The 24,484-nt window shown below is 53.5% G+C and carries 22 protein-coding genes and 1 tRNA gene; 10 read left to right on the top strand and 13 right to left on the bottom strand.

Annotated elements, in window-relative coordinates:
• Positions 1-277 precede the first annotated feature (277 nt).
• Positions 278-988 carry a hypothetical protein gene (locus tag WG908_RS03315; protein ID WP_340185148.1) on the top strand — a complete coding sequence of 237 codons (711 nt, stop codon included), beginning with the start codon at positions 278-280 and terminating at the stop codon, positions 986-988.
• Positions 981-2,969, top strand: a complete 1,989-nt coding sequence (locus tag WG908_RS03310) for a type IV secretory system conjugative DNA transfer family protein (RefSeq protein ID WP_340185147.1) — start codon at positions 981-983, stop codon at positions 2,967-2,969. Before WG908_RS03315 ends, WG908_RS03310 begins: the two co-directional genes overlap by 8 nt.
• 12 nt (positions 2,970-2,981) lie before the next feature.
• Here WG908_RS03310 and WG908_RS03305 read toward each other — a convergent pair whose 3' ends face one another.
• The 12 genes from WG908_RS03305 to WG908_RS03250 form a co-directional block, all read right to left on the bottom strand.
• Entirely contained in the window at positions 2,982-3,464 is a 483-nt protein-coding gene (locus WG908_RS03305) for a hypothetical protein (RefSeq protein ID WP_340185146.1), read from the bottom strand.
• Between the two features lie 11 nt (positions 3,465-3,475).
• A complete protein-coding gene (locus WG908_RS03300) occupies positions 3,476-4,606 on the bottom strand; it encodes a radical SAM/SPASM domain-containing protein (RefSeq protein WP_340185145.1) in 1,131 nt (376 codons plus the stop codon).
• Positions 4,607-4,678: 72 nt separating this feature from the next.
• Positions 4,679-5,593 (bottom strand): replication-relaxation family protein, encoded by a 915-nt coding sequence (locus WG908_RS03295; RefSeq protein WP_340185144.1) that lies wholly within the window; start codon positions 5,591-5,593, stop codon positions 4,679-4,681.
• Positions 5,594-5,759: 166 nt separating this feature from the next.
• A complete protein-coding gene (locus WG908_RS03290; protein ID WP_340185143.1) occupies positions 5,760-6,146 on the bottom strand; it encodes a hypothetical protein in 387 nt (128 codons plus the stop codon).
• 11 nt (positions 6,147-6,157) lie between these two features.
• Positions 6,158-6,421 carry a hypothetical protein gene (locus WG908_RS03285; RefSeq protein ID WP_340185142.1) on the bottom strand — a complete coding sequence of 88 codons (264 nt, stop codon included), beginning with the start codon at positions 6,419-6,421 and terminating at the stop codon, positions 6,158-6,160.
• A 28-nt stretch (positions 6,422-6,449) separates the two neighbouring features.
• A complete protein-coding gene (locus WG908_RS03280) occupies positions 6,450-7,112 on the bottom strand; it encodes a hypothetical protein (protein WP_340185141.1) in 663 nt (220 codons plus the stop codon).
• A 619-nt stretch (positions 7,113-7,731) separates the two neighbouring features.
• Positions 7,732-9,987, bottom strand: a complete 2,256-nt coding sequence (locus WG908_RS03275) for a protein kinase domain-containing protein (protein WP_340185140.1) — start codon at positions 9,985-9,987, stop codon at positions 7,732-7,734.
• Positions 9,988-10,045: 58 nt separating this feature from the next.
• On the bottom strand, positions 10,046-10,609 hold the full coding sequence (locus tag WG908_RS03270; RefSeq protein ID WP_340185139.1) for a tyrosine-type recombinase/integrase: 564 nt from the start codon (positions 10,607-10,609) through the stop codon (positions 10,046-10,048).
• 121 nt (positions 10,610-10,730) lie between these two features.
• The gene (locus WG908_RS03265) at positions 10,731-11,888 is read right to left on the bottom strand and encodes a type IV secretory system conjugative DNA transfer family protein (RefSeq protein ID WP_340185138.1); all 1,158 of its coding nucleotides are present in this window, start codon (positions 11,886-11,888) and stop codon (positions 10,731-10,733) included.
• 120 nt (positions 11,889-12,008) lie between these two features.
• Positions 12,009-12,602, bottom strand: a complete 594-nt coding sequence (locus WG908_RS03260; RefSeq protein WP_340185137.1) for a hypothetical protein — start codon at positions 12,600-12,602, stop codon at positions 12,009-12,011.
• A 534-nt stretch (positions 12,603-13,136) separates the two neighbouring features.
• Positions 13,137-14,855, bottom strand: coding sequence for a recombinase family protein (locus WG908_RS03255; RefSeq protein ID WP_340185136.1), 1,719 nt, complete (start codon positions 14,853-14,855; stop codon positions 13,137-13,139).
• A complete protein-coding gene (locus WG908_RS03250; RefSeq protein WP_340185135.1) occupies positions 14,852-15,127 on the bottom strand; it encodes a hypothetical protein in 276 nt (91 codons plus the stop codon). The genes WG908_RS03255 and WG908_RS03250 overlap by 4 nt, the downstream gene beginning before the upstream one ends.
• A gap of 107 nt (positions 15,128-15,234) precedes the next feature.
• On the opposite strand from WG908_RS03250, the gene WG908_RS03245 reads away from it, so the two are divergent.
• The 5 genes from WG908_RS03245 to WG908_RS03225 all read left to right on the top strand — a co-directional run bounded on the left by WG908_RS03245 (position 15,235) and on the right by WG908_RS03225 (position 19,934).
• The gene (locus WG908_RS03245; protein WP_340185134.1) at positions 15,235-16,551 is read left to right on the top strand and encodes a hypothetical protein; all 1,317 of its coding nucleotides are present in this window, start codon (positions 15,235-15,237) and stop codon (positions 16,549-16,551) included.
• A 60-nt stretch (positions 16,552-16,611) separates the two neighbouring features.
• The gene (locus WG908_RS03240) at positions 16,612-16,953 is read left to right on the top strand and encodes a helix-turn-helix domain-containing protein (RefSeq protein WP_340185133.1); all 342 of its coding nucleotides are present in this window, start codon (positions 16,612-16,614) and stop codon (positions 16,951-16,953) included.
• On the top strand, positions 16,950-17,480 hold the full coding sequence (locus WG908_RS03235) for a hypothetical protein (RefSeq protein ID WP_340185132.1): 531 nt from the start codon (positions 16,950-16,952) through the stop codon (positions 17,478-17,480). Before WG908_RS03240 ends, WG908_RS03235 begins: the two co-directional genes overlap by 4 nt.
• A 52-nt stretch (positions 17,481-17,532) precedes the next feature.
• On the top strand, positions 17,533-19,725 hold the full coding sequence (locus WG908_RS03230) for a KAP family P-loop NTPase fold protein (RefSeq protein WP_340185131.1): 2,193 nt from the start codon (positions 17,533-17,535) through the stop codon (positions 19,723-19,725).
• Positions 19,726-19,860: 135 nt separating this feature from the next.
• Positions 19,861-19,934 (top strand) — tRNA-Gly (locus tag WG908_RS03225).
• Positions 19,935-20,156: 222 nt separating this feature from the next.
• Here WG908_RS03225 and WG908_RS03220 read toward each other — a convergent pair.
• Positions 20,157-20,708, bottom strand: a complete 552-nt coding sequence (locus WG908_RS03220) for a hypothetical protein (protein ID WP_340185130.1) — start codon at positions 20,706-20,708, stop codon at positions 20,157-20,159.
• A gap of 398 nt (positions 20,709-21,106) precedes the next feature.
• On the opposite strand from WG908_RS03220, the gene WG908_RS03215 reads away from it, so the two are divergent.
• From WG908_RS03215 to WG908_RS03205, 3 genes are all read left to right on the top strand, one after another.
• Positions 21,107-21,964: a hypothetical protein gene (locus WG908_RS03215; protein WP_340185129.1), complete on the top strand. Its 858-nt coding sequence runs from the start codon at positions 21,107-21,109 to the stop codon at positions 21,962-21,964.
• A gap of 228 nt (positions 21,965-22,192) precedes the next feature.
• Positions 22,193-23,803 carry a DUF927 domain-containing protein gene (locus tag WG908_RS03210; protein WP_340185128.1) on the top strand — a complete coding sequence of 537 codons (1,611 nt, stop codon included), beginning with the start codon at positions 22,193-22,195 and terminating at the stop codon, positions 23,801-23,803.
• Positions 23,804-23,897: 94 nt separating this feature from the next.
• On the top strand, positions 23,898-24,179 hold the full coding sequence (locus WG908_RS03205; protein ID WP_340185127.1) for a hypothetical protein: 282 nt from the start codon (positions 23,898-23,900) through the stop codon (positions 24,177-24,179).
• Positions 24,180-24,484 lie beyond the last annotated feature (305 nt).

The raw sequence follows: 24,484 nt of genomic DNA, 5'->3' as shown, positions 1-24,484 counted from the left end.
GCCACCGGCCCTTTTTGTGTCCCTTTGCACCCCTATAGGCACCGGCATAGGCACCCCTATTCTGTATGCCTGCCGACACGGTCTCCAACCCAAGAAATCCCAGCGGTTTCGGTGAGATATCGAGGTCCGACACCCACCCGCCACCCCCTATCTCCACCGCCACCCCGTTCTCTTCTGAATCATCCAAATTGAATGCAAAGACCTGACTCGACCATAGTGTCGATATTGTGAGTTCATTCCACATGCGATACGTTCCTCATGGGGGGAGAGAGTTGTCATGCAGCTCAAATTACGCAGATCGCAGCGCGAAGGCGGCATCGTCTCGACAAATGTCATCTTCTGCTTGAACGCACGAGCGGAACTCACCGATCACGAACGACGCAACCTGTCGCGATACAAGCTCTACGATCAGGTCATCTACAACAGCGAAGCGTCACGTCGGCATCTGGACAAAAGCTATGCCGCGAGCGCCGAGGATACTGCACGCGGCGGGTTGAAAGCATTGATGCATGTGGCGATGGCTGCTCTTCGCCTCAACATCACCGTGCGGGGCCTGGAGAAGGGCCAGTACATCGAGTGTAAGAGCATGGACGAACTGATCGCGGCTGAAAATGCCGTCATCGAGGCCTGCCAGAGCCTCAGAACCTATCTCGACATAGCGGAAACCTTCGATGGGTCGGAAATCCTTGTCACCTTTGCAAATGGCGATGCCCAAATCGTTGCGCAGTCCGCCCGCCCTGAACCGATACTAGCGCCGCCTCCGTTGCGATCCACTTTCGCTCCGTCTCCCGCACTCCCGGCTCCGCCAACGCTGATCTCATCCGATGTCGAAGCCGAGCCTTATTATGACGACGAAGGCGACACCGAGCCGCGAGGCTTCGTCGGGTGGTTCGGGAACGCGATCGGGACCAGCCCCGCGACCGCACGAAGCGTCCTCATCATCGCCCCCATCCCGGTGATCTTCCTGCTGTTCATGTGTCATGGCTGATTTCCAGAAGCCATCGACATACACGCCCCTGTTCCGGCGGTTTGGCAGCGAAAAAGATCGTGAGCTACGAGAGGTCCGTGATCTCTATCACTGGATCGCGGAGCAGGACGCGATCTTCGCGGAAGAACGGTCAGTACAGCAGCGGGCATTCGGGCGGGCGCTGGGAGACGTACCCGATACGCTCGTAGACCCGTTTGTCGATCTGCTGATCGCCCTTACGCTCGACTGTCCCGCGTTCGAGGAGACGCCCGAACCGGCGTTCGACCGCATGAGCATGCAGGAGTTTGTCGAGTATCGAAACCTCCTCTACGCCAAACAGCATTTCTATCAGAATAAGGCGGCGCTGCTGGCGCATATGCAGGAAGCGTTCGACCGTATCTGCGGGGGCCTCTCAGAACTCCTCCCCCAATCAGATGCATCGTCGCCCTTTACGATGCCGCTCGTGTGCTGCCTGCCGGACGCTGGCGACGTGGTGCAGGGCATTTCGCAGATGCTGGCGGGCTATTTCGAAATGGGCCTGTTCAAAAGGAACGCCCGGCAGGTGTATCGCAATCTGTGCGAAGCGTCAGGGCGTGACCCTGAAAGCGAGAGCCGGAAGCCGTTTCGGTATCCTAACGAAAGCGGACTGCCACCGGTCGAACTGATTGATGTGTATCTGAAGCGGACGCCCTTCCATGATCTCTTCATGACGCCCGTGCCGCTCCGACTGACTCACCATGACCGCTTCAATCATTGGCATGTGTTAGCGGGCAGCGGGCAGGGCAAGACGGTCCTGATCGAAAATCTCATCCGCCACGATCTGGCGAGCGATGATCCGCCCTCTATCGTCCTCATCGATCCGCATTCTGATCTCGTGCGGAAATTGGTGCGTTCCGATCTTGGTATCGAGGACCGCCTGATTCTCATCGATCCACGCGACACCCGCTATCCGGTGGCTCTCAATCCCTTTGCCGTTAACCGGGATCGATTCGCCAACTATGACGAGGCGACCAAGGAGCAGGTGACGGCGGGTGTCCTCCAAACCTTCGGCTTTCTCTGGAACGGTCTGACCAACCTCACGCTCACCGGCAAGCAGGATGTCTTTTTCCGCTATGTGACCCGACTCATGCTGACGCTGCCGGATGTCGAGGGCAGGAATGCCACTATCCTCGACATGCTGAAGCTCATGACGGATTCCGCCCCCTACGAGCGGGCCATCGCGGCGCTTCCCGATATTCAGCGAGAATTCTTCGAACGCGACTTCAATACCAAGACGTTCGAAGGCACCAAGGAGCAGGTCCGCTATCGGCTCCAGGCGATCATCGAAAGCCCGACCATGGCCCGGTTGTTCACGGCCCCCGAAACCAAGGTCGATCTCTTCACGGAGATGAACCGTGGTGCGGTTATTCTGGTCGATACCGCCAAGGACTTCCTCAAAGAGGGATCGGCCCTCTTCGGAAAGCTCATCATATCGCTTGTCCTTCAAGCCGTACTGGAACGTGCCGCGATCCCCGAGCATGAGCGCAAGCCGACGTTCCTCATGGTGGACGAGGCGGGCAGCTTTTTCTCAAACAATATCGATGACTTACTTACAGAATCGAGGAAATATAAATGTGGGCTGCTCCTGGCCCATCAGTATCTTGATCAAGCGAATAGCTCGCTGCGTGCTTCGCTCGCTGCCAATGCGGGCATCAAATTCGCTTCGGGCCTCTCGGCCCAGGACGCCGCCGTTATGGCGCGAGACATGCGAACCACAACTGACTTTGTACTGGCTCAGCCCAAGCTCCAGTTCGCCGCCCATATCCGAGGCGTTACACCTTCGGCTCTCTCCATACCCATTGCGCCACTCACGCGGCCCCCGCAGCTTTCCGATGATGCATATGACGAACTGATCCGTCGCAATCGGGAGCGGGTCTCACTCGTCGGCAATGATCGCGAAGCCAGCGAGGCCGTACCAACCGTGGCGGAAATGCCCGACGAAGATATTTCATCCGAGTGGTAGGTTATGATTTGATCAAGGTTTTCTTGGCGGCTTACTTCTCGCTAACACAACGAGCTTTTCGCCCTCTGATAGCCCAGGCTGCACTGAATGAACCAGCCAGCCTGCATTGAGAAGTTTCGGCAGCACATCCGTAGCAAAGCCCGCATCATTCTTTTGGCTGTCTTCGAAAAGCCCTGAACCATGATCTGGGTCTCCGGCAAGCAACCCGGACCCGTCTGGCTTCAATACAACAATTTTATGTATTATATCAGGATCGATCTCCCAGGGTTTTAATTTTGCTGAAATCCTATAATCAGGATCATGTAAGTCCTGATAATTATTATCGACGTAGTGGTCTGTATAAGTTGAATCATTGTAATCGCGATATTGCGAGCCATCCTCATAGTCAGAGAATGATGGGCCAAACCCAGAGCGTCTCCGCATGTCATCGGGCCGATATCGCCCAAAGTCGCCGCCAAAGCGATCTCCTCTTCCCCCATACGGCATTCTTGGCATCGTCTATCTCCCTAGTGCTTAGTCCTTAGGGGTGCCCATCGCCCCTCGTAGCCCGTCATGAAGGAACGGATTACGCTATCATTGCGGATCATCCAGTTCATCATCATTTTTGTCTGCTCGCACTCAACGTTGAAGTGGTCTTTGTTGCAGACAATAAAAGCCTGGCAACCGAAAGAACAGATAGAGCGTGCTCCGCAGGAGCCGCAATCCTTCCATGATTCCGGTACAAGGTCATGAAAATCTTCAACTCGTGCGTGGAATGCGGTATCGTTTATATCGTCAAGTGCTCCAAGTCGGTGATTATGGTCAGACCATTCAAATCGTCCACACGGCAAAATTCCGCCATTCTGCGTAAATCCGACTACCTCAGTCCCTGCTCCACACCGGCGTTCGCGACATAAACTTTGAGGCAAATTATTCCGATCACGCGCAACATATCGCGAGAAATCAAGTACCATATGATCTTCTACAATTGCTCCGCGATTGGCAAACATATGTTGCGCCATGTCTACTCTTGCTTTTTGCAGATGCGCAGAAGGTAACGGGGCCAACCCGGCACCCATTCCAACTGGCGTAACCGCGTTTGCTTTGAACATCTTCACGCCCAAATCATCGTGAAGCCAATCCATGATCTCGGGAAATCGGTTCCAGTTGCTTGCGTTGATGGTCATCAAAACCGACACCGAAAGCCCAGCATCACGGGCTCTGCGATAAGCTTCGGCGGCTCGCTCGGAAAGAGGGCGTTGAGCATTTTTTATCGCCGGAGGACCATCCATGCTAGCGCTGAGAGAAATTCCAGCCTCCATCAAAACAGATATTTTAGAGGGCTTTAAGTTCAGAATATTGGATTGCATGCTAAGGCGAGCTACCTTTCCAAACATTTTTGACTCTCGATCAAGATGCGCCGCAGCCTTCGCTAACCAATCGTTCTTCATTAAAAGAGGTTCTCCTCCATGAAGAATAAATAGCACTTTCTCCTTTTTGCTGGACTGCAATACCCGACTGGTGATCGATTTGAATGTTTCGATACTCATGTCAGGTGATGGGCCTATTTTTTCATAACAATAGGCGCAATCCAGATTGCATCGACTGGTTACTTTGAGAACCACGGCGCTCAAAGAGCGATAGCGCAAATCGAGCATCCAATATCCCCTTGGGAGTCGATGATTTTGGGATTGTTTCACAATTGCAGCAATTCTGCGACTGATTTTGCACTAAAGCGCCCGAATCGGGAGCATCTGTATGAGAGGTGCATCCGGCACACGCCAATCAATGCCGAACGTAGCATCCACCTTTATCACGAATCGGGACTGGACCGTTTCCGGGACATGGCTCTTGATGTATTCGTTCAGCTTGCGTGCGTGAGTGGCGTTCGTCGTGACGGTGAGGATGTGCAGGTTCGGAATGCCCCACCACAAACGGTAGCTTTGGTCTCGAAGGGCCGCGACATATCCCGCCACCTTTCGCGCAAAAGCGCTTTGGCACAGGTTCCTGCGTTCGATGCTCTCGGTATTTCGGTCGATTTCGACCGCAAAAAAGCGAAAACCGATGCCGGGGTATTCGATGCCATACAGCAGGTCGGGAATGATCTCTCCTGCCAATCGGTTGCCAAGCTGAAGCGCCAACGGGTTGGCTGCTGTGCGGGCAGCACCGCATTTCGGGTGATCGAGAATTTCTTGAAACGAGATATACCGAAGTCCTTGCGACGGTGCCGTTAGTTCAAGGGAAGCGCTCACACAGGCGGTCATAAATCGGTGAACGAAGGGATCAGACCGAACCGCAGCAGGGCTTGCCAGCGTGCCGCGTTCGGACAACGCTCGTAGGGCACGAGGTGCAAGGTCATATATGAGAGGCTGGTATCTGGCTTGATAGCTGGCGAACTGCTGGCGTGGCCGGGTGAGATAGGAGCCACCTGCGTCCCCGTTGTAAAACTCGGTCAAGCGATTCTGGAGATGGCTGCGATCCCGCCTACGACGCCGGGTAAATTCATAGAGGTAATTCGATGGCAAAGGCCCATGGCGGTTGATCGCTTGGAACAGCTCATAATCGGCGTCGGACAAAACCAGCCGTTGCACGCGGGCGGAAGGCGGGGCGGAGCGTATGCGCCGAAGGTGGGCGACGTTGGCCATTGCGCCACGCTATGCGCACAACCGATGCCTGTAACCGGTCGCCATGCAGCGCCTTGAGAAAGCGGGCACTGACATGATCTGTCATGTGAAGCGGAAAATATTTTGGTACGCCGTCATACGCAGATCGCTACATAGCGGGAGCGATCCCTTTTGATGCGTAGGAAACCTATGGTTTGCAGTCCTTTCGCTCACCGAACATGAGGCCCAGCGACGAACCGGACGTAACCTGGCTCGTCCCATATTCCCCTTGTTGAAAGTGGACCACACGATCACCGGGAGGCGGCAATCGGATATTGATGCCATCGCGGGTTTTGCAGGCGAATGTAGAAACCGATCCAAAGCCTGTGACGGTGATGAGAAAACGATCGTCATCGAGCATCCGCCATGTGGCGGGCACAGCGCCCTTGTGCCCTTCGAAGATTGCGGTTCCATCGTCCGAGAAGGTGAAGCGTTCTGTGGCTGTCGAGTAAAGGCCGCTTGGCTTTGGTGAGCCGCATGCCGAGGTTAGAAGGACTGCCAATATGAACCAGCGACAGCGTGCGAACGTGGGCATCAATCCTCCTCTTACTGTTCGCTTGGACGCTGCGCGAATGCCACCTTCTCCGCCATTTTCTCAGCGATAAGGGTGGCCTGCTCTTCCTGGAGCAACCGGCGCAAATCCCAAGTTGCGAGGAATGCTTGCACGAACCAGATCATGATGCCGAGGCCGAACACGAAAAAGAGCGGGATCGAGATACCCCAGAAGACCAGGTGTATGACGCCCGCAACCGGGCGACCTGCAAGAAAGAAGTGCAGGGGCGGCAACAGGATGGCGATCAGCATTCTCATGATAGATGCTCCTTGTGCGACAAATCTCTCACTCGTTCGCCGCTGTGGGCGTGGCCCTTAGGTTGGCGGTTTGGGGAATGGACAAGGTCTGGCTTCGTCCGCCAACGCGATACATCACGATAAGGGCGGACTGCGTGACGGTGGCCGGTATGTAGATGGTGCCTTCGGTTGCCGTATCGGGCGCGATGTCACCGGCATTGAGCATCGTTTCGTCGATGCGCTCCATCCGTTTACGCCAGCTTCCATTGCCGCCGATGACGCTCACGAGGCCGGCGGCACTGCCAACAAGCGCGAGTGGTGGAAAGATGAGGTAGCCCGCAACCTGCCCGGCAGCCGCCAACCCAGCGCCCTTTCCTATAGTCTTGCCCAGGTCGGGAGGCTTGGCCAGTTGAGTGGACACGGTCGCAGAAGCCAACGCCACCCCGCTCGCTTGCCGCGCCTTGATCTCGGAAAGCGTCACGACATCGTTGCGCCGGTTTCGAACGAGAAGGCGCAGTTGCACCCAATTGCGATCCTTGGGCAGGTAGCCCTTGTCGCCTGTCATCAGCACTTCGCTGACCTCGACCTCGATATTGCGGTCGCGCGCCGGTTGGTAGCTGGGATGAGGGATTTTAGGCTTGGCAGATGCCGGAATTGGCATCGCTATGAGCGCGCCAGAAACCGCAATGCCCCACGAGGTTCCTCTGGCCACCGTCTACCCCCCATGTCACTCCGAAAAACCGGGTGAACACTTTGAGGCATTTTGTTCAGCAGCCTGATATGCCCTCCCCGCAATGGCGCCGCCTATAGGTGAGCACAGTACGTCGTCGGGCTAAACGTCACCTTATACAACCAAGAATGAGAATAAGGCAACTTCATGATAGAATTAAAGGGGAATTGTCCCATTATATTTTAGAAGGGCCAAGAGAACGTGAACCTCGTTGACAGATCATCATTCATTAGAAAATTTTCATTCTCCAGGATAATTCAATTAATCGAATTAGATTGTAAATGCACAGGTGGTGAATGGAGAGCGGCTTGTCCTAGCTGCAAAGGCGAAGCAGGCTTCGATCTTATCATTATCGAAGGAAAAGGATATTTTTGTTTCACCCACAAAAAGGGCGGCGATCAGATCGATCTAGCCGCGCACATCCTAGGTGTCTCTCCCAACCAGGCCGCGCAAGAAATAAGGAGCCGGGCGAGCATTAAATTCCTACCAGACATCGTCCCGCTACAACATTGTGCATAACCACTGCACTCCCATAAGGGAGTGCTTTTTATGCTCATGTAAATCGTGCAGTACAGTCAATATCCAGTCTATGCTTTTTCTATCAGAACCATTCTCTTTGTTGCTTTCTTGAGCGGACAAGATTCGGTCTACCAAAAAAAGCCTCAGCAGCAACCCGGACGTTGTCCTTTTTGTCTCTAGGAAGTTCCGGAGATACGAAGATGCGGATCAACCATATCGAAAGATGACGTTCGACCATCCGACTGTTGAGTGAGCTTCTAGAATGCAACGGCGTTAGACCTGGAGCTTCCTGAAAATAGTATTTTATCTTCTGTAATCCAGGAGCCTTCCGAGTCCAGTAAATGATGACATCGCTTTCTCTTACGCCGGCATTCAGAGCAATTATACGTTCTGCGTTATCGCGTCCGGCAGGCGTGTCTAGTTTTAGGTCCTTCTGCCATTGTTGGGCGTCAGCATAGCCATTTAGATTACGGTCATCGATAGGGACTGGTTCGCCAGCATATATGGGGACAAAAAGCTTCCTGCTGAGCAAGCCCTGCGCCAGGTGCCGAGCGCTTTCCGAAATTGATTGATCCCGAAGCCAAAGGATGAGCTCATCATCGCCCATAGTCTCGATCATCACCTCAACTTCTTCAGGACCATAGTGCGAAACGACATCTTGGAGCGCCTTACCGAGCATCGCCCCCGCAGCCAGCTTGGCTGAGTGGGTGTAGACCTTCATGAACAGTGCGAAGCGCTGGATCAGCAGACTCTCGATTGCGAAAGTCGCATCAATGCGCAGCCCTCGCGAGCCGTAAACCTTCGTTACCAGATGTTTGACCGGGCCTGCTGAATGATCCCCGATCGGGAGTATATTAAATTGCCGGTAAATTGCGGTGTCAACCTGATGGTCAACGCCGCAATATAGCGAATCTCGATCGATATAATCCATCACGTCCGCGCCAGCATGGCCATCAACAATATCACGCGCGAGAGCTAGCGCAGCCGTCGGCTCGCCTGCATTGAGCTCCGCGAACACAGCTTTGCCATAGGAAGACGACTGTAGAACACTGCCAAACTCAATATCTCGCTGCAGTAGGCGCTCGGTTCGCGCCTGATTCCGATCATGCCGTAGGAAAAAACCGAGTTCATCCTCAAGTGTATGGCCATAAGGCATGTGTGTAATATCATGAACGAGCGCGTAAGTCCGAACAAGTAACCGCTCCTCGGGATCGATCGAAATGCCAGAACTGTCTGTAATCGACAGCATGATCCGGTCAGCGACGTGCATTGCACCCGTCGAATGCGCCAATCTAGTATGTTGAGCACCCATGTACGCGAGGTTGGCGAAACCCAATTGCTTGATGTGGCGAAGGCGTTGAAATGAAGAAGTATCTATAAGGCGAACTTCATTCTTCGTGAGCCTAATGTCCCCATGGACGGGGTCTCGCGTAACTTTTGGAAACTTGCTCGTATAATGAGACGGATAACGGAGATTGTCACTCGCTATTATTTCTTTCGCACGAGCTAGAGATATGCTCGCATCCGGTCGCCGTTGATCATCCGGAATGATAAGTGACGATACAAGATTCGCCATTTCAAATGACACTGTCGAATTTAAATCTGTTACTTCCGGTGGAATGGAATTTTCCATAAGATCGGCAAGAAATCCATGGTCTTGATCAGATGAAACCGACCATGGATAGGTGTTTGTGAGCAAAAGATAGGCCAGCACGCCGATCGCGAACACGTCCTGAGTAGGATGCGTGACTGAAGGGTGGCGTAGTTTAGCTGGAGGGCTATACCTTGGAGCCCCGACCTGGAAAAAGGAATCGGCATCGACCGGTTGCGAAACCCCTTTGCAAAAACCGAAGTCGATCAGGAAAACACTTTCTGCGGTGTCATCACAGACGACGTTGTCGTCCTTTATATCGCGATGAGTGATTCCCTCAGCCTGCGCCGAACATACGGCAGATAGCAGCGCAACGATGACCCTAAGAACCCATTTTTCACCAAACGTTCCACGCTCACCAACGGGGTCTAGGAGGCGCTTTCGCAGCGACCGGCCGGGTGCACGTGACATCACGATATAGGGTCGACCTTCTAACTCACCTTCACTTATGAACTTGGGGATCGCGGGGTGCTGAAGGCGCTGAAGAGCCCAAATTTCATTCATGAAACGATCGCGTCCGCCTTGCGGTGCATCCGCCCGAAGCCATTTCATGATCGCAAGCTTCTCATTTGGAGGACCGGAAATCTCTTCCCGGGAAATGGCATAAGCTTCCGCAAAGGTGCCCGCGCTGATAAAAGTCCCTTCGGTAAACAGTTCTATCTTAACTTTCTTTTCGACGTTCTTCACGCTCCCTCCATTCCGGCATTCATGACGCCTATCGTAGATGGCTGAATATGGACGTGTCTTAGCTGATCCACATCCTGCTGGCGATGACCCGCTCCTCCGAACCAACAGCGTTAGCATAAATTGCGGTCGTTTCGATCCGAGCGTGGCCGAGCCATTTTTGCATCATGTTAAGCGGAATTTGGGCTTCTGAAACTCCAACTACGCCAAACGAGTGCCGTAGTCCTTTGGGTGATGAGCAAAAGGTCGGCACCTCGGCCTCATGCATAATCATTTTGACCTGTTTCCATGCAGTGGTGCGGCTCCATCTCCAAAGCATGGCGTCCAGCGGAGCCGTAGCCAAAGAGTGCTCGATTGCCAGTTTATGAAGAAGTCCGCTAGGCACAGGGATTTGACGAAACACCCCTCTGCGGCGCTTTTTCAGACTTTCGATTACGATAAGCCCAGCATCCATATCGACGTTGCTCGCGCGGAGTGCCAAAACTTCTGAAATGCGGGCACCGGTATATGCCAGGGTAAGGCAAAATGTTTCAACCCCTCCGGCTTGACGGGTTGCCATCTGCATAAACCGTTCACGCTCGCTCTTTGTGAGATATTTTCTTTTGCCATTGAGATCGTAGATCATAAGACTCGGTAAAATGGTTATTTTTCTCCAATTGACTTGAGAAAGTTAATGAAACAATATGCCTCATTCTGTTAAATGCGATTTATTTAATAGTAATAATTAAGATAAAATCCGATAAAATCTAATAAATGTATTTTATTGTCTTCGCGCTGAAAGGCTTGCCAGGCGCTCCATCGATCATCAGCTTCACATAGATGTGGAAGTTCGGCAGATTGAGAAGGTCGTCGGCTCCGAAGACCGGGTGCATCTCCCGTGCGATGAGCGAGGCATCTTCAACGCCAAGGCGAAAGGATACCACAGTGCCCACATTTCCGAGAAGGGCGTGGCGGATATCAGCCTCCAAAGCCGCTAGGTGCTGCGTCGCGAGAATCATCCCCACCGCGTGCTTACGCAATTCTGCCAACATGCTCACCAGCGACAAGGTCGTGAACAGGTGAAATTCATCGGCATAAATGAAGAACGGACGGCGTTGCGTTTCCGGTACGTCTGCCCGGCTGAAGCCTGCCAACCCCAATGTCGAAAGCATCAACGCGCCAAGTGTGAGGGCTGAATCCTCACCCAACTGACCGCGAGACAGGTTCACGACCAAGGCCTGCCCGCTATCCATCATCGTGCGCAGATGCAGGTCGCGAGATGGATTCACGAGAATGCGATAGAGCGTAGGGTCCGATAGCAAGGCTGACAGCTTGTTCTGGATTGGAGCGCATGCCTCGACCCTCAATCGTGGCGGATATTGCTCAAACTCGTTCCGCCAGAAGGATCGAACCACGGGGTTCCTAATCGAACGGGTTACCCCTCTACGGAAGCCGTCATCGGAATAAAGGCGAAGGATGTCCGGCAGCGTGGAACCGTCACGTTCGAGAAGCGCGTAGAGGCTATTGCGTAGCAGATGCTCCATTCTGATGCCCCAGGCGGTCGGCCATAGCTTCCTGAAGGTTTCAAGGAGACCGGAGGCAGCAAGCGGTATCTTGTCATCGCGGACTCTTCGGAGCGGATTATATCCGAACGGTTGTATGGGATCGGGGACGTTGAGATAGATAACCTGGCCTTCGGCACCCTTTGCCACGGCATCCGCCAAATCTCCGTGTGGGTCGATCAGTGCGAACCCTCTGCCTGCCTTGAGGTCCTGCTGTATGAGGTTGAGGAGTAGAGTGGATTTCCCAGCGCCGGTTCGACCAAGGGCCAGCATATGGGAGAGGCGATCACCCTGGCGTATGCCGAACGGTACAGGGCGATTACGGAAATTGGTTTCAGCGAAATAGGAAATGTCAGCATCCATTCCACCATTTTCAATGAAATGTATTTGTTTATTAGGCGAGCTAAGCCGTCCGAAACGCGGGGACTCGCAGTGATGCGGCACGAGGCCTCATCCCACATTGCAGCATTATCATCGAAAACCTCACATATCCTCGTCTACATCTTCACTTTTTCCATGGAGATCTTGAGCTGCTAGATAGGAAGCTAGTCCCACCTTTTTCATTTTGTGCCAGGCGATAATAAGAATAAATAGCCCAAATATGCCGATTGTTGCAATTCCACGACCCAACCAAAGACCATACGCTTCCGATACTTTTAAAACGCAGAGTCCCATGATAGCCCCTGTAACTAGTATGTATATGGATACTAATGCTACCCTCGCGAGATTGTATTTGTCTCTGCGAGGCACTATTTTTTCCCACAAAAGAATTTTCTCTCCAATGGATGAGTTTATTAAATCTTCTAAATGAGATTTGTATCCGCCCATGGAAAATATCCAGACATACACAGTCATTGCATACATCAAGACGCCAATTATTGCTACAGGCAGCAGGATGAAGACCGCATCAGCCTTTTGAACGATGCCCGTTGTTGCTACTAGCCCTAGCAACGCGACGGCGATACTTAAAACTCTGTCCCCACTCGATTCAATAGATCGAATGTCATTGCAAAGGCGAAGATATTCCTGAAGCAGGACATTTTCTCCAAAGGGGCTTCGAGATGATGAACCTTCCATTGCCGCATCCTACCATGTACGTGCTTGCAATGCATTTCTAAGAACATCGTATCCACACTTCGCTAATACCAGCTATCACCAGTGGCGTGAGATTCAGAACGAAAATCTGCCGAAAAACCTTACGGATACTGAAGCCAACGCTTCAGGCACGGAATGACCACACCGTTCCAGTTGAGTCCTTGTAGGCGCACTAATCCGCTGGAACCACGGTTCAGCATCTCTTGCATATCGTGAAGTATGTATGCCATTTAGCGCGTATATATAACATTGCATGTATGCAGGAACCACGAAAACGGCAGAGCCGAGTACCCGAAAACTATGAGCCCAGCACTAGTTTTGATGAAGCATTTTGAAAAGAATGGCTTAAGACTATTGATCTGGACGATATTGCCGAAGTTCGGAAGCTGCTAGGGAGTCATGGCACAACCCTTACTGACGACGAGGTCGTCGCCATTCGTGACCTATGTCGGAGATTTGCCGATTACGCGTATCACTGGTGGCAGGATACGAAAAACGCAAAATCCTCACAAACCCTTACGGATACTGAAGCCAACGCTTCAGGCACGAAATGACCACACCGTTCCAGTTGAGTCCTTGTAGGCGCACCAACACGGTGTTGGGATCGGTCTGACCCTCGCACGGCTCAACAAGTAGGCTCAATTTTGCGGTTCCAGAGGCCAATTCGTCTATAGTCGGAAAGTCCTGGAACAGCAGCATGAATCGGCTCTTCTGTCGCGCGACGCTGGTCGGTTGGTCAAGCAGAAGGCCGGGATTGTCCATAACCTCCTTGAGCGCCTTGGTGTAGCGGTCCAGTTCGGATTCCGACACTTCCATTTTATGACGCGCCTTCATGGTCACCGCTATCTCTCGGTCCAGCCTCACAATCTCTTCCTCGATCGCCCTCTGCATGAAAGTGGTCATGGCCTTTGGAAAGGCGCGAATATTCGCGGCCTTTTCCGCTTCAAGATCAGCCACCATCCGTCCGACCGCAGCCGCGTCATCGAGCGTCTCCGCATGTCGCTCCCCATATTTTTGATAAATGGTGGCGATCAACAGATCAGTGATGTGCGGCTGGAAGCGCAGCCGACCGACATAATCGCTCACGATCTTCTCGAACGCGACCTTGTTGTAGGCGATACGCTTGTGCTTGCGTGAGCAATGATAGGCCGGGACGCGATAGCCCGAGCGGCTGCGCGAACTGCTCGCCATGAAGGGTTTGCGACACGCTGGGCACAGGATCACATTCTTATAGGGAAAGAGCGGGTTGTTGCGGTTGAGCGGGACCGTCTGCCGATAATTGTGCTTGAGTTCCAGCCCGTCACCTTCGAGTTTTGCCAGGTAGCGGACGCCGCGATTTGCAGCGTTGTAGATTTCGATCGACACAAGGCCCGGATAGGCGGCACGGATCGGCTGCCAGTTCGTCCACTTCTCCCACACCACGCCGCAATAGATTGGGCGCTTGATGATCTCCTGAAAGCGCTTCACGGTAAGCGGGACGCCGCCCCGCGTGCCGATAATACCTCGATGTTCTGCGTCCCACCGACGCACCGTTCGGGTACGAAAGCCAATGGCATTCAGCCGCACGACGATCTGCTCGTCGCTCAACTGTCCGCTCGCTCGAAGCTCAAACATTTTGATATAGAATGGTGCCCTTTCAGGGTCGGGAACCTGAATGGTCCGACGCTTCCCATCGACATAGATTTTTTCATTCTTATAACCGTCCTGAGGACCACGAATTTTGTAACCACGTTGCGCCAGCCGTATTTCTTGGCCGATGAGGCGGGTAAGGATGGTAGTGACCTCAGCCTTGGCCGTGGTTGCCATTACCACTTCCGTGATCTCGCTCGGCGACCCTATGCTCCAATCATATTCAAAACCAAGATCGCCAAGCGAATTGACCGGCTGCTGGATGACGCCCATGCTATCGATCATGCGAACGCCACGATCGGCAAGCGCACGCTTCATGCCCTCGTAGGTGTAGGTGCCTCGTCGCGTGAAGCGGTCGATTGAACGGAACAGATAATAGCCCACCTGTCCGGGGTGATCGTCGAGGAACTGGAGGATATCGGCAAAAGCCGGTCGAATGCTCTTTCGGCCAGAATAGGCTTCAAGCCATGGTGCATGTGCAAGCGTCCAACCGTTGCGGGCGGCTATTTCAAGGCATAGGCTTTCTTGTACCGCAAGACTCTCGCCTTCATAGGCTTGCTTGCCGGTGCTGACACGACAGTGTACGACACATTGGATCGCGGTCATGAAATGGAGAAGGTCGGTCCTTCAGAGGAATTATCTTCCTCATGTTGCTTTTCGGCAAGCCTCTCCTCCCGCACATCCATCCACCAGTGATAGGCATAGTCCGCAAATTTGCGGCACAGGTCGCGGATGGCTATAACCTCGACGTCGGTAAGATTGTCACCATAAGCGCCAAGAAGGCGGCGAACCTCCCCAATATCCCCTAAGTCTACCTTGGCGAGCCATTCTTTTTCGAATGCTTCCTCAAAAGATTTGCTGACCTCGTAGTGTGACATGCACACAGCGTGTCAAAAATGCCGTACGCGACAAAGGCGTCCAGGTTCGACTGCCACACGAGATTGCCAGCCTGCGTTGTCGCGGCGGCCTCTGCCATGCTTTACCGATGAAAGATTCCACGCCCGTAGTTTCGCGAGTCCTTGAAGACGGGACACTCATTGAGACCCTATTCGACGGCACGACGTCGTTGCTTGCTGTCCGCGAAGCGGGCGGCTCAACTTCGGTTGCTGACATATACACGACGCCTGCGGGCGAACGGCTGGTGCCCTATTCAGCCACGAATAATCTCCTCACGTCAGGCTGCGTCCTGCTCCCGTCCGCGATCGGGGAGGTTGGGGACAAAGGGGAGATGGTTCGCGCGATTGGCGACTATCTCGATCGCTATGTAGACTTGTCGCCCGGCATGCGTGCTCTCGCTCCTTATTATGTACTGCTGACCTGGGTGTATGACGCATTCGCGGAGCTTCCATACCTCAGGTTCCGGGGAGACTGGGGCAGCGGGAAAACCCGATGCCTGCTCACGATAGGGTCGATTTGTTACAAGCCGTTCTTCGCGTCAGGAGCATCGACCGTCTCACCTATTTTTCACATCTTGGACGCCGTTGGCGGGACCATGGTGCTGGACGAGGCCGATCTCCGGTTTTCTGACACAACCGCCGACCTTGTGAAGGTGCTCAACAACGGGAACATGCGTGGCCTTCCCGTGCTACGCACCATGACGAACAAGAACCGCGAACTGAACCCGCAAGCCTTTTCCGTCTTCGGCCCGAAGGTGCTCGCGATGCGGGAATCATTCTCAGATGCGGCGCTCGAAAGCCGGTTCGTGACCGAAGAAACCAGTAAACGCCCGTTGCCTCCGCATATTCCTATCCATCTGCCCAAGTCGCTTTCTGCTGAAGCTCGCGATCTGCGGAACCGCCTGCTTTCGTGGCGACTGCAACATTTCAACGACATTGAACCGAATCCCGAGCGGCTTATCGCAGGAGCTGCGGCCCGAACAAATCAGACTGCCCTTGCGCTCCTGTCGCTCATTGATGACCCCGCCGTTAGGGTAGAGGCAGCGGCGGTATTTGACGAGGGGAATGAGGCTCTCGGACGGGCACGACGGGAGACTACGGAAGGACAGGTTGTGGCGGCGTTACTCACGGCACTGGCAGAGACGAACACATCTCACGTCCCGCTCGCCCATGTGGCTGAAGCATTTTTCAACAGCAATGCGGGGAAACCGGGGGTTCACCCGAACCCGAAGTGGGTAGGATTAACAGTGCGCAAGCTCGGCGTGCAGACACGCAAGTCGCATGGCGTCTACGTCATTCCGCCCACCGAGCACGCACGCATTTTGAAACTTGCTGATGCGTATGGTTTCCCACACGCCATGACGACGACATCCGCGCAGGACGCGGACTTGCTCGCCTCCCCCTAACCGAGGACCTAGAGAACCATTAGGGGTAGCGGCCATCAGCCGCCCTAACCCTTAATCCCTATGCACCATCCAAACCGTTTGTCCGTTCAACGACGGACGTGGGCGCTCACGCAAAAAGAACTGGCCAACCTCATCGATACATCCGAGGATGCCATCAGCAGTTACGAACTCGCCAAAACCGTTCCGATGTTCATGACGGCGATCGCGCTTGAACTGGTGTTCGATACCCGACTGGCAACGCTCTTTCCCGATACCACTCATGCCGTTGCACAACGGATGCTGCCGATCCTCGCTGATCTCTCAATCAAGGTCGAGCAGCTTGAATCGAGCATCGCCGCCAAGAAACGGACTCTCGTCACCCGGATCGGGAATCGCATTGAAAAGCTAACCCGTCGCGCGTGAAGCCGCCCTACAAGGCGCTAACGCTGGCGATCCATCCCAATAGCCGAGGTGCAAGTTGGATCGCGTTTGAAAATCCCTTCAGCCCCTACGATTGGGGAACGGTGGGTACGCGAGGCCGTGAGAAGAATGCCCGTGTTATTGCGGGGCTGGAAAAAATTCTGCTCCGCCTCTCGATCGAAACGATCGTGCTGGAAGCATTCGAGCGGGGCACTTCGAAGCGGCGCAGTCGAGTTGCGAAGCTTGGTCGGGCAATCGTCGCCCTGGCTTCCTCCCGTAGCATCGATATTACCGTCTACACATTGGGAGACGTTCGGTCGTGCTTCGCCTCCGTAGGAGCGGTGACGAGACAGGATATTGCGGATGCCACTGCAAGGATGTTGCCTGCCATTTCCCATCTCGTCCCTAAGAGGCGTCGTCCGTGGGAAGGCGAGCAATGGCGGATGTCGCTGTTTGCAGCAGCGGCGTTAACGCTCACTCACTACCAACTCGGAGCAAGCCGCGTATTCGACGATCTGATGGGCGGTTGAGTGCGGAGGTATGACGCATTGCCTACGGTTCCAGATCATCTAGAATTGAGACATGAACCTATTTGATCGCATATTTCGTCATTCTGCGGATGCTTCACCAGAGGGTCAGCCTGACGCAGCGCCAGCAGTAGCGGAATTTTCGGTCCAGGTTGATCGACCCATCGAAAATACAGCCGAAGACTTATTCGATCGCGCCCCATTCGCTCGTCAAATTGCCAACATCATCGCTAAGAGGCGGGACCCATCCAGCCTGGTAGTGGCCCTGTACGCCCCATGGGGTGACGGCAAAACATCGACATTAACGATGATCAAGGAATATCTAAGACAGGATCAAAACATTCTGTCGATGGATTACAATCCCTGGTTCTATGGCAATAACACCGAAGCTATCACGCGAAGCTTCTTTCAATCCATTTCTAGGAAGCTACAGGGAACTAAATGGTTCACTCGTGAGAATGTGGGTGAAGTTCTAAAAAACTACGGAGACATTCCATATTTGGGCGGTGCGGTGCGAGCTGTCGGAGAGTCGTTATCAACGGAAGAGTTAGAAAAAATTCGTGATAGCGTCGGAGGCGTTCTTCGGAAGTATGAGAAAAAGATTGTCGTCTTTATCGATGACATAGACCGTCTTGATCGAGCCGATATTCAAACCCTGTTCAAACTCGTCAGGCTCTCTGGCGGCTTCGATCACGCTACCTATGTTTTGGCTTTTGACGACGTGATTGTCGCTGAAGCGTTGGGCGATGCGTATGGCCGAGGTGATCCGGCTGCGGGCCGGAAATTTCTAGAAAAGATCATTCAGGTTCCGCTACATCTGCCACCTGCGAACTTGGATACGCTACGCCAATTGATGTTCAAAGCATGTGATCGCGTTTTCTCCGAAAATAAAATAGAAATCTCGCGCGAGGAAGGATCGGAGCTTGGGACCAGCATTCATATGGCCTTCGCTTACATTCTAAAAACACCTCGACAGGTTAAGTTGTTTGACAACGCAATTACGTTTGCAGTTCCCTTGCTTGCTGGCGAAGTGCGTCTGGTAGATCAGATTCAGATTGAAGCATTGAGGGTATTTTATCCCTCCATATATGAGGCGCTGCGTAAGAATCCTGACGAGGTATTGCGTGCGAGGGAAAATGCTAGGCGGCCAGAAGAAGTGCCCAAGATAGAGCAAGCGATTCTCGATCTGGAAGGCAGCGCGGAGGAAAAAGAGACCATACGAGATTTGATCCGAGAACTGTTTCCCCGAATGAGCGGCACGATCTACGGTGATGATTGGGATGCCTCTTGGGCTCAAGAAAAGCGGATATGCAGCAGAGACTATTTCAAACGCTATTTTACCTACGCTGTGCCAACCGGCGATATGTCTGATTTGAAGGTTGACCAACTCGTTACGAAAGCTGTTGAGGGTGACGAGGTGACGGTGCGCGAGATGGTTGTCGCAGCATATGAAGGCGGTGCGGCCGAATTGTTGATAAGGAAGCTTCGTCAGCGCGAAAAGACGGTTGATCTTGCTGTCGCCCCTGCGCTCATCCGTGCGATCAGCATGGAATCGTCCCGCATTCCGACCACGGAAGACATAATGTCGGGTGACTTTGTGTTCACTCAGGCGGCAGTACTCCTTACGAGGCTGATCGAGCGGATGGAGCCGGCTCAGCAGGATATCCATCTGGCGGAAGCTGCCGAGCAGGCCGACACTCTCAATTTTATATCTCAACTGATCCGCTTTAGCGTGCAGCGCAAAGGTGCCCGGAGCGATTCGGGCTTCGTGCCGGTGGATCGCATTCAGCCTGTCATCGACATATTGCTTCGTCGGGTGCTTGAAGGCGCGGCGGAATCCAACGTGTTTGACGCAATCGGGAATCGTTTCGGTATGACGGCGTTTTCGATCGAACTGTACGGTAGCCCCGAAGCGCGGACGAGATTCAAAGACTATCTTATGTCGGTGCTGCTAGAGGAGCCCGCCAACGCCCTCCGCTTTCTCAAGGCAGTTGCTGGACGCTCGCAGGGGGGAAGCGGCGTTGTTACCGTGAGTGATTTTAGTCCAGAGGCATACAAGAGCTTAGGCGATCTCGTGGACGTTGATACAGTGTATGCCCAACTACGGACGATCTACGGTGAACATTTGGACACGGCTGAGTGGCAGGACGAATGGCGGGGCGCTCAGGATGTTGATCAGCGCATTGCCGAGCAATTCTCGTACCTGCATCGGAAGCCAGCACCCAATGAGGGCGATCAAGAAAGCTAACGAACTGCGGAAATCCGTTGGTGTGCTGATCGAAAAGCCTTGCCAATATCAGCATGGGATGGATAGAGAGCGTGAGGTTTCGGAGCCAGAAAAGAGACAGAGCCAGTCGGCGAAGGTATCTAAGGCTTTGAGATTGCGGGTATAGCTCAATGGTAGAGCACTAGCCTTCCAAGCTTGTGATGCGGGTTCGATCCCCGCTACCCGCTCCATCTTGAAAAATAACGATAAAATCCCCGTCGAAGGCGCTCTGGATTCCTAGGCTTTTGCTGTCTGGCAATCACCTGGCAATCACCTGGCAGGGTAACATAAGGTAATGTAGGGTATCCGACTGGAGGGCGCTTTCCCATCAGATGTGGAATACGAACCTAGCTTGGGTGCGAGCTAGTACGATCCTTTTAGGGTTCTGCTAGGGACGATCTTGCAGCCGGGCTCTACCAATCCAGTTCCTCCCTGCGCTTCGCAAACCAAGGCTCCAATTCGCCAACCGCAGCCTTTTTGCATATGGAAGCTGGAGTGCCGCACTGGTGGAGAAACCCGACCACGAGATCAGGGTCGATATCGTGATGGTGGGCGTACAACAATATTCGAGCAGTTTTGGACAAATTTCCTCGATCATTATCTCGATTAAATAAATCGAGAAGAATTAACACCCAGTAAAATGGGTTATCTTTGAATTTAATGCGTTTAGGTGCGTCGCCTCGATTTATCAGTAAATTTTCTATTATTTTAGCATTCCGTCTTTTTAAATACTTTCGTGTTAACCTGTATGCCTCCCTTTTCTGTACATTATCGGTATTATCATAGGGTGATACCCCTTTTCCTTTACCGGGTGCCAGCCTTATCATTTGCCGCACCCTCTCTCTGGCGGAATCCCATTCTCCTTCATCCTCGTCGGAGACGCGGATGGGACGCCGATCAACTTTTTGGGTTTTTGCCCCTCTCCGACTCGCAGTCGTGAGATGACGAGATGACTTTACAGTCATCGATGATTCCCCATGGGGAAGCTAAATATCGACGAAGATGGCTTCGTTGAAGGCATCCTTTGCATCCTTGGCCAAAAATCCGAAAACTTGCCGCCGGCAACACGCGCCGAAAATCTAGCTCATTTTGACATCGTGTAAATCCACAGCATGAAACGCGATCTCACCCCGAATGCCGATTTGAGCGATCGGCGCCAAACATGGCTTACAGAAGCCCAGACCGCCTACAGGCTAAATCTGTCCAAGAAATGGCTCCAGGCCCAACGGCTGAAGGGAGGAGGTATTCGCTATGCCAAGTTTGGCTCGGCGGTGCGATACTCCATAGTTGATATTGAGGATTACGAGGCAAAGTGCCTCCGATCGAGCACCTCTGAGCCCAGCCGCGGAAACGGGGTTGAGCAATGAAGCGCGATATCACAGGTGTTCCAAGGCCTGAAGATCGATACAGCCCGAGCCGGGCGCCGGCCTATGGCAGGTATAAAAGTAAATTCCCTTCGTTCCGGAAGGCGCAAGGGGAAGCTAGAAAACGCGCCCGCCTTACGCGCAATGTCGTACATAAGGGCACCGACGCTTTCGACGATCAGAAAGCGTTGGCGCTGGCCGAGCGGTTGTTGGCATCCGCCAATGGCGATGAGACCGACTCCCTGGCGTGCCCTATTTATATGGGCCGGCAGCGATTCAACATCGGCGGCGCATTCTGGAAGTTGGGGGAAACCGGCGATCCCAAGACGTTTACTGTCATACCACGCGACTGGATATATACACCGGACGAACTCGCGAAACTCGATCCAAAACTGCTAATCCGTCGGTTCCTTGCCCAGCTCGAGCGCAAAGGCATCCGTGGGAAAACTGGCTATCTCTTTGCGGGTCTCCACGGCGAATATGACCTCAACACCGGCTTGTTCCATGTCCATTTGCACGGGTTCGTTGACGGCGAGATGGTGGACGTCGTCCGCAGCTTGAAGAAGCTGCCAAGGTACCGGTTCAATCGCAGGCGCGACATTCGGTCCCCCATTCGGATTCGGTGGAAGAGCCTCACCAACCTCCCTCACCCCCTCATCTATACGATCCAGGATTGGTGGCCGGCCCGTTACACATTCATCCGGGATGGCAAGCCCGTCCGTGGCCGTAAGCGCCGTATCCCCGAACCTTACCACACCTTGCTGCTCCTGTGGCTCGACCAATGGTCGCTCTCCGACGTGACCCTGATGGTCGGCATGAGCGTCGGCAAGGATGGGTTGGTAGTAAAACGTGTATGAATAGGAAGGAGATGTAGAGGTGATGACCTTTGAATCTGGCGCATAGAGCCTGATCTGACCATTATTCAGCCATATATGATAGTTGGACGGGAAATTAATTGAGTAACACAGCGTGTCACTACCTGTGCTGGATAATCCAGTGCAGTGCATTGTTGTGCGCGCTGGGGAAACTGGGGAAATCGGGGAGTTCGATTTCCAAAGCATTTATACATTTTCAAGGAAAAATAAATGAAAAAGTTTTTTGATATCAGAGCGCGAGGAGTCCGCGCCGCCAGTGGAGCCCTGTTGTACGAAATACGAGAATACGACAAAATTGGCTACATCGATGCGCAGGAATTTGCACGTCGACCAAATGACGCCATCGCCAACCTCGCAGCCTGTGAACTCACCTTTGTAGGGAAACGTAAGACTCGCTTAATCGAAGTGCTCTCGGAGATCGAAGATTTCGAGCCTGAGGCAATATTCGACCGGTTTGGCTGGAATGGGTCATATTTCGTCTATCTCGACGGGAGAGTTTTCGCACCGGAAGGGTTTTCGTCCGCGGAGGTGGTTTGTGAACTCAAACCGGATAGGGTTCACCAGACTGGTACTCTCGATAGTTGGTTGGCCAGTGTAGCTAGCCCCTTAGCTGGGCATCAAGTTTGCGAATTCTTCCTCATGGCTGCATTTGCGGCACCGCTACGGTCGCTGTTGAACCGGGAAGAAAATTGCGGTTTTGAGGCGGCTGGGGAGGCGGCCGCCGGGAAAAGCACCCTCCTGAATTTGGTTTCCTCAGCTTGCGGCGGCTTTCTTGGCGGCGAGCAGGGCAAATACGGACTTTCGTTCGCCACAACGGCAGCCGGTATCGAATGGGAAACGCAGAACTACTCGGATTTGCCTCTAATCGTTGATGACGGAACGCTGTTCGAGCTAGGCGCCTCTCCCAGGGCGCGAGCTAACAGCCTCATGCAACTGCTTATGGCGCTAGGTAAAGGCGAGGAGAAGCGACGATATGGCGCGACATCCCGTAAATTCAAATTCGTGTTTCTAACGAATGCAAACCAATCGCTGTTGCAGATTATTAGCGGCCAGAATGCCGCCGAGGTGATCGAAGCCGTATCGCATCGACTGTCAACGATCCCCCTGCTCGGTCGCGAGTTCGGCGTTTTTGATCACTTGCCACCCGGTTATGTGGATATCGACGATTTTATAGCGGATCTCATAAATGCCGCTTCGGAAAATCACGGCTGGGCAATGCCTCACTACCTCCGGCAACTGGTGCAAAAGGTCCATGATGATCCAGAAGGGTTCCGGGCCCGCTTGGAAGGGCACATTGCTGCTTTCCGCAAGCATGCCTGCGTGGAAGCTAATGGCGGGTCGGCCAGGAGGGTGGTCGATGCCTTCGGGTTGATCTGCGCGGCTGGCCATCTTGCCAAGCATTTTGGCGCGCTCCCTGATAGTTTCAGCCCGCTTGCATCAACATTGGGTTGCTATCGCTTGAATAGGGCATCGCGTGCGCCGCTGCCTTCTCCTGCGGAAATGCTGAAAGCGTTGGCGGATGATCCGGACATAGTGGATTTGGACGTCGTTGGAAAACGCCGGATGTCCGATAAGCAGCTCGCAGCGGTCAAATGCTTTCGGCAAACGACGAGGCAGGGTGAGGTCGAGCATTTGCTGAACCCGGCATATATTCGCAGCTTGATCCCTGGATGGAACCGTGCGCGCCGAGACGATTATGAGGTTGTACGCATGATCCGTCGGGACGGAGATCATCATACGGTGAAGCGGTCGGTTCGCAGCAATAAGGCTAATGACCGCTTTATTTGCATGATCCTAGATCGGAAAAAAGCCAAGAAATGACATTTGCAGCCGCCGGATGCCGAACGTCCGGCGGCTGATAATGTGTCCTGTAAATGACCGGTGCTAGCGTTGCTGGCAGCAGTAGGAGCATCTGATGAAAACCATATCCAACCGCGAGAAGCGTGGCCGGCTTCCCGACCCCGATGGCTTAAATAAAGAATGTGCAGCTAGAGCAAAAAAGACTGTTGAGCTATTTTGCAGACTTTCCGGGGCAACTCAGGAAACTGCGGTGCGTGATCTCCTGCATGAGCTCATGCATCTCTGCGACCGTGACCCAGAATTCGGCAATTTCGCCGATGAGCTTGGATGGGCATTTCTTTTCCTCGACGACATAAAAAGGGACTTGATCGAAAGAGAATTCTTGCCCGAGCCCTGACGGTTCAGTTGCTGGCGGCTGAGGCCGGCAAATCCGGGCGCAGGCTTGGCGTCGCACCATCGATGGCCTAGGCTACGCTCGGGCAAACAGAGGGCACAAGTGCAGATCTCCACGTCAACGGCTGCCCCAGGTTAGCAGCCGGAGCGAAACCGACCCATTCTAGACCTTTAGCGGCAACCAGAGGCTCCAAAGAGCCGTCCGTCAGCTAGCTCAACGCTTATGTCCCGTTCCATGTGTCACCGCTATTCATAAACATGCTTTAGAAGCTGGTTGCGGGTGTCTTGTTTCCAGGCCTGTGGTGGGGC

It is taken from the genome of Sphingobium anseongense (genome assembly GCF_037725245.1).
Lineage (GTDB): Bacteria > Pseudomonadota > Alphaproteobacteria > Sphingomonadales > Sphingomonadaceae > Sphingobium.
The sequence above is the reverse complement of the archived record's forward strand: the minus strand, read 5'-3'. Positions and strand labels throughout refer to the sequence as shown.

What these genes read in the sequence shown, in the direction of transcription:
- WG908_RS03230 (WP_340185131.1), top strand. Translation starts at nt 17,533, where the DNA reads ATGAACCTATTTGATCGCATATTTCGTCATTCTGCGGATGCTTCACCA.
- WG908_RS03220 (WP_340185130.1), bottom strand. Translation starts at nt 20,708, where the DNA reads ATGACTGTAAAGTCATCTCGTCATCTCACGACTGCGAGTCGGAGAGGG.
- WG908_RS03315 (WP_340185148.1), top strand. Translation starts at nt 278, where the DNA reads ATGCAGCTCAAATTACGCAGATCGCAGCGCGAAGGCGGCATCGTCTCG.
- WG908_RS03245 (WP_340185134.1), top strand. Translation starts at nt 15,235, where the DNA reads ATGAAAGATTCCACGCCCGTAGTTTCGCGAGTCCTTGAAGACGGGACA.
- WG908_RS03215 (WP_340185129.1), top strand. Translation starts at nt 21,107, where the DNA reads ATGAAGCGCGATATCACAGGTGTTCCAAGGCCTGAAGATCGATACAGC.
- WG908_RS03260 (WP_340185137.1), bottom strand. Translation starts at nt 12,602, where the DNA reads ATGGAAGGTTCATCATCTCGAAGCCCCTTTGGAGAAAATGTCCTGCTT.
- WG908_RS03290 (WP_340185143.1), bottom strand. Translation starts at nt 6,146, where the DNA reads ATGCCCACGTTCGCACGCTGTCGCTGGTTCATATTGGCAGTCCTTCTA.
- WG908_RS03270 (WP_340185139.1), bottom strand. Translation starts at nt 10,609, where the DNA reads ATGATCTACGATCTCAATGGCAAAAGAAAATATCTCACAAAGAGCGAG.
- WG908_RS03300 (WP_340185145.1), bottom strand. Translation starts at nt 4,606, where the DNA reads ATGCTCGATTTGCGCTATCGCTCTTTGAGCGCCGTGGTTCTCAAAGTA.
- WG908_RS03210 (WP_340185128.1), top strand. Translation starts at nt 22,193, where the DNA reads ATGAAAAAGTTTTTTGATATCAGAGCGCGAGGAGTCCGCGCCGCCAGT.
- WG908_RS03255 (WP_340185136.1), bottom strand. Translation starts at nt 14,855, where the DNA reads ATGACCGCGATCCAATGTGTCGTACACTGTCGTGTCAGCACCGGCAAG.
- WG908_RS03305 (WP_340185146.1), bottom strand. Translation starts at nt 3,464, where the DNA reads ATGCCAAGAATGCCGTATGGGGGAAGAGGAGATCGCTTTGGCGGCGAC.
- WG908_RS03285 (WP_340185142.1), bottom strand. Translation starts at nt 6,421, where the DNA reads ATGAGAATGCTGATCGCCATCCTGTTGCCGCCCCTGCACTTCTTTCTT.
- WG908_RS03205 (WP_340185127.1), top strand. Translation starts at nt 23,898, where the DNA reads ATGAAAACCATATCCAACCGCGAGAAGCGTGGCCGGCTTCCCGACCCC.
- WG908_RS03250 (WP_340185135.1), bottom strand. Translation starts at nt 15,127, where the DNA reads ATGTCACACTACGAGGTCAGCAAATCTTTTGAGGAAGCATTCGAAAAA.
- WG908_RS03310 (WP_340185147.1), top strand. Translation starts at nt 981, where the DNA reads ATGGCTGATTTCCAGAAGCCATCGACATACACGCCCCTGTTCCGGCGG.
- WG908_RS03295 (WP_340185144.1), bottom strand. Translation starts at nt 5,593, where the DNA reads ATGGCCAACGTCGCCCACCTTCGGCGCATACGCTCCGCCCCGCCTTCC.
- WG908_RS03240 (WP_340185133.1), top strand. Translation starts at nt 16,612, where the DNA reads ATGCACCATCCAAACCGTTTGTCCGTTCAACGACGGACGTGGGCGCTC.
- WG908_RS03265 (WP_340185138.1), bottom strand. Translation starts at nt 11,888, where the DNA reads ATGGATGCTGACATTTCCTATTTCGCTGAAACCAATTTCCGTAATCGC.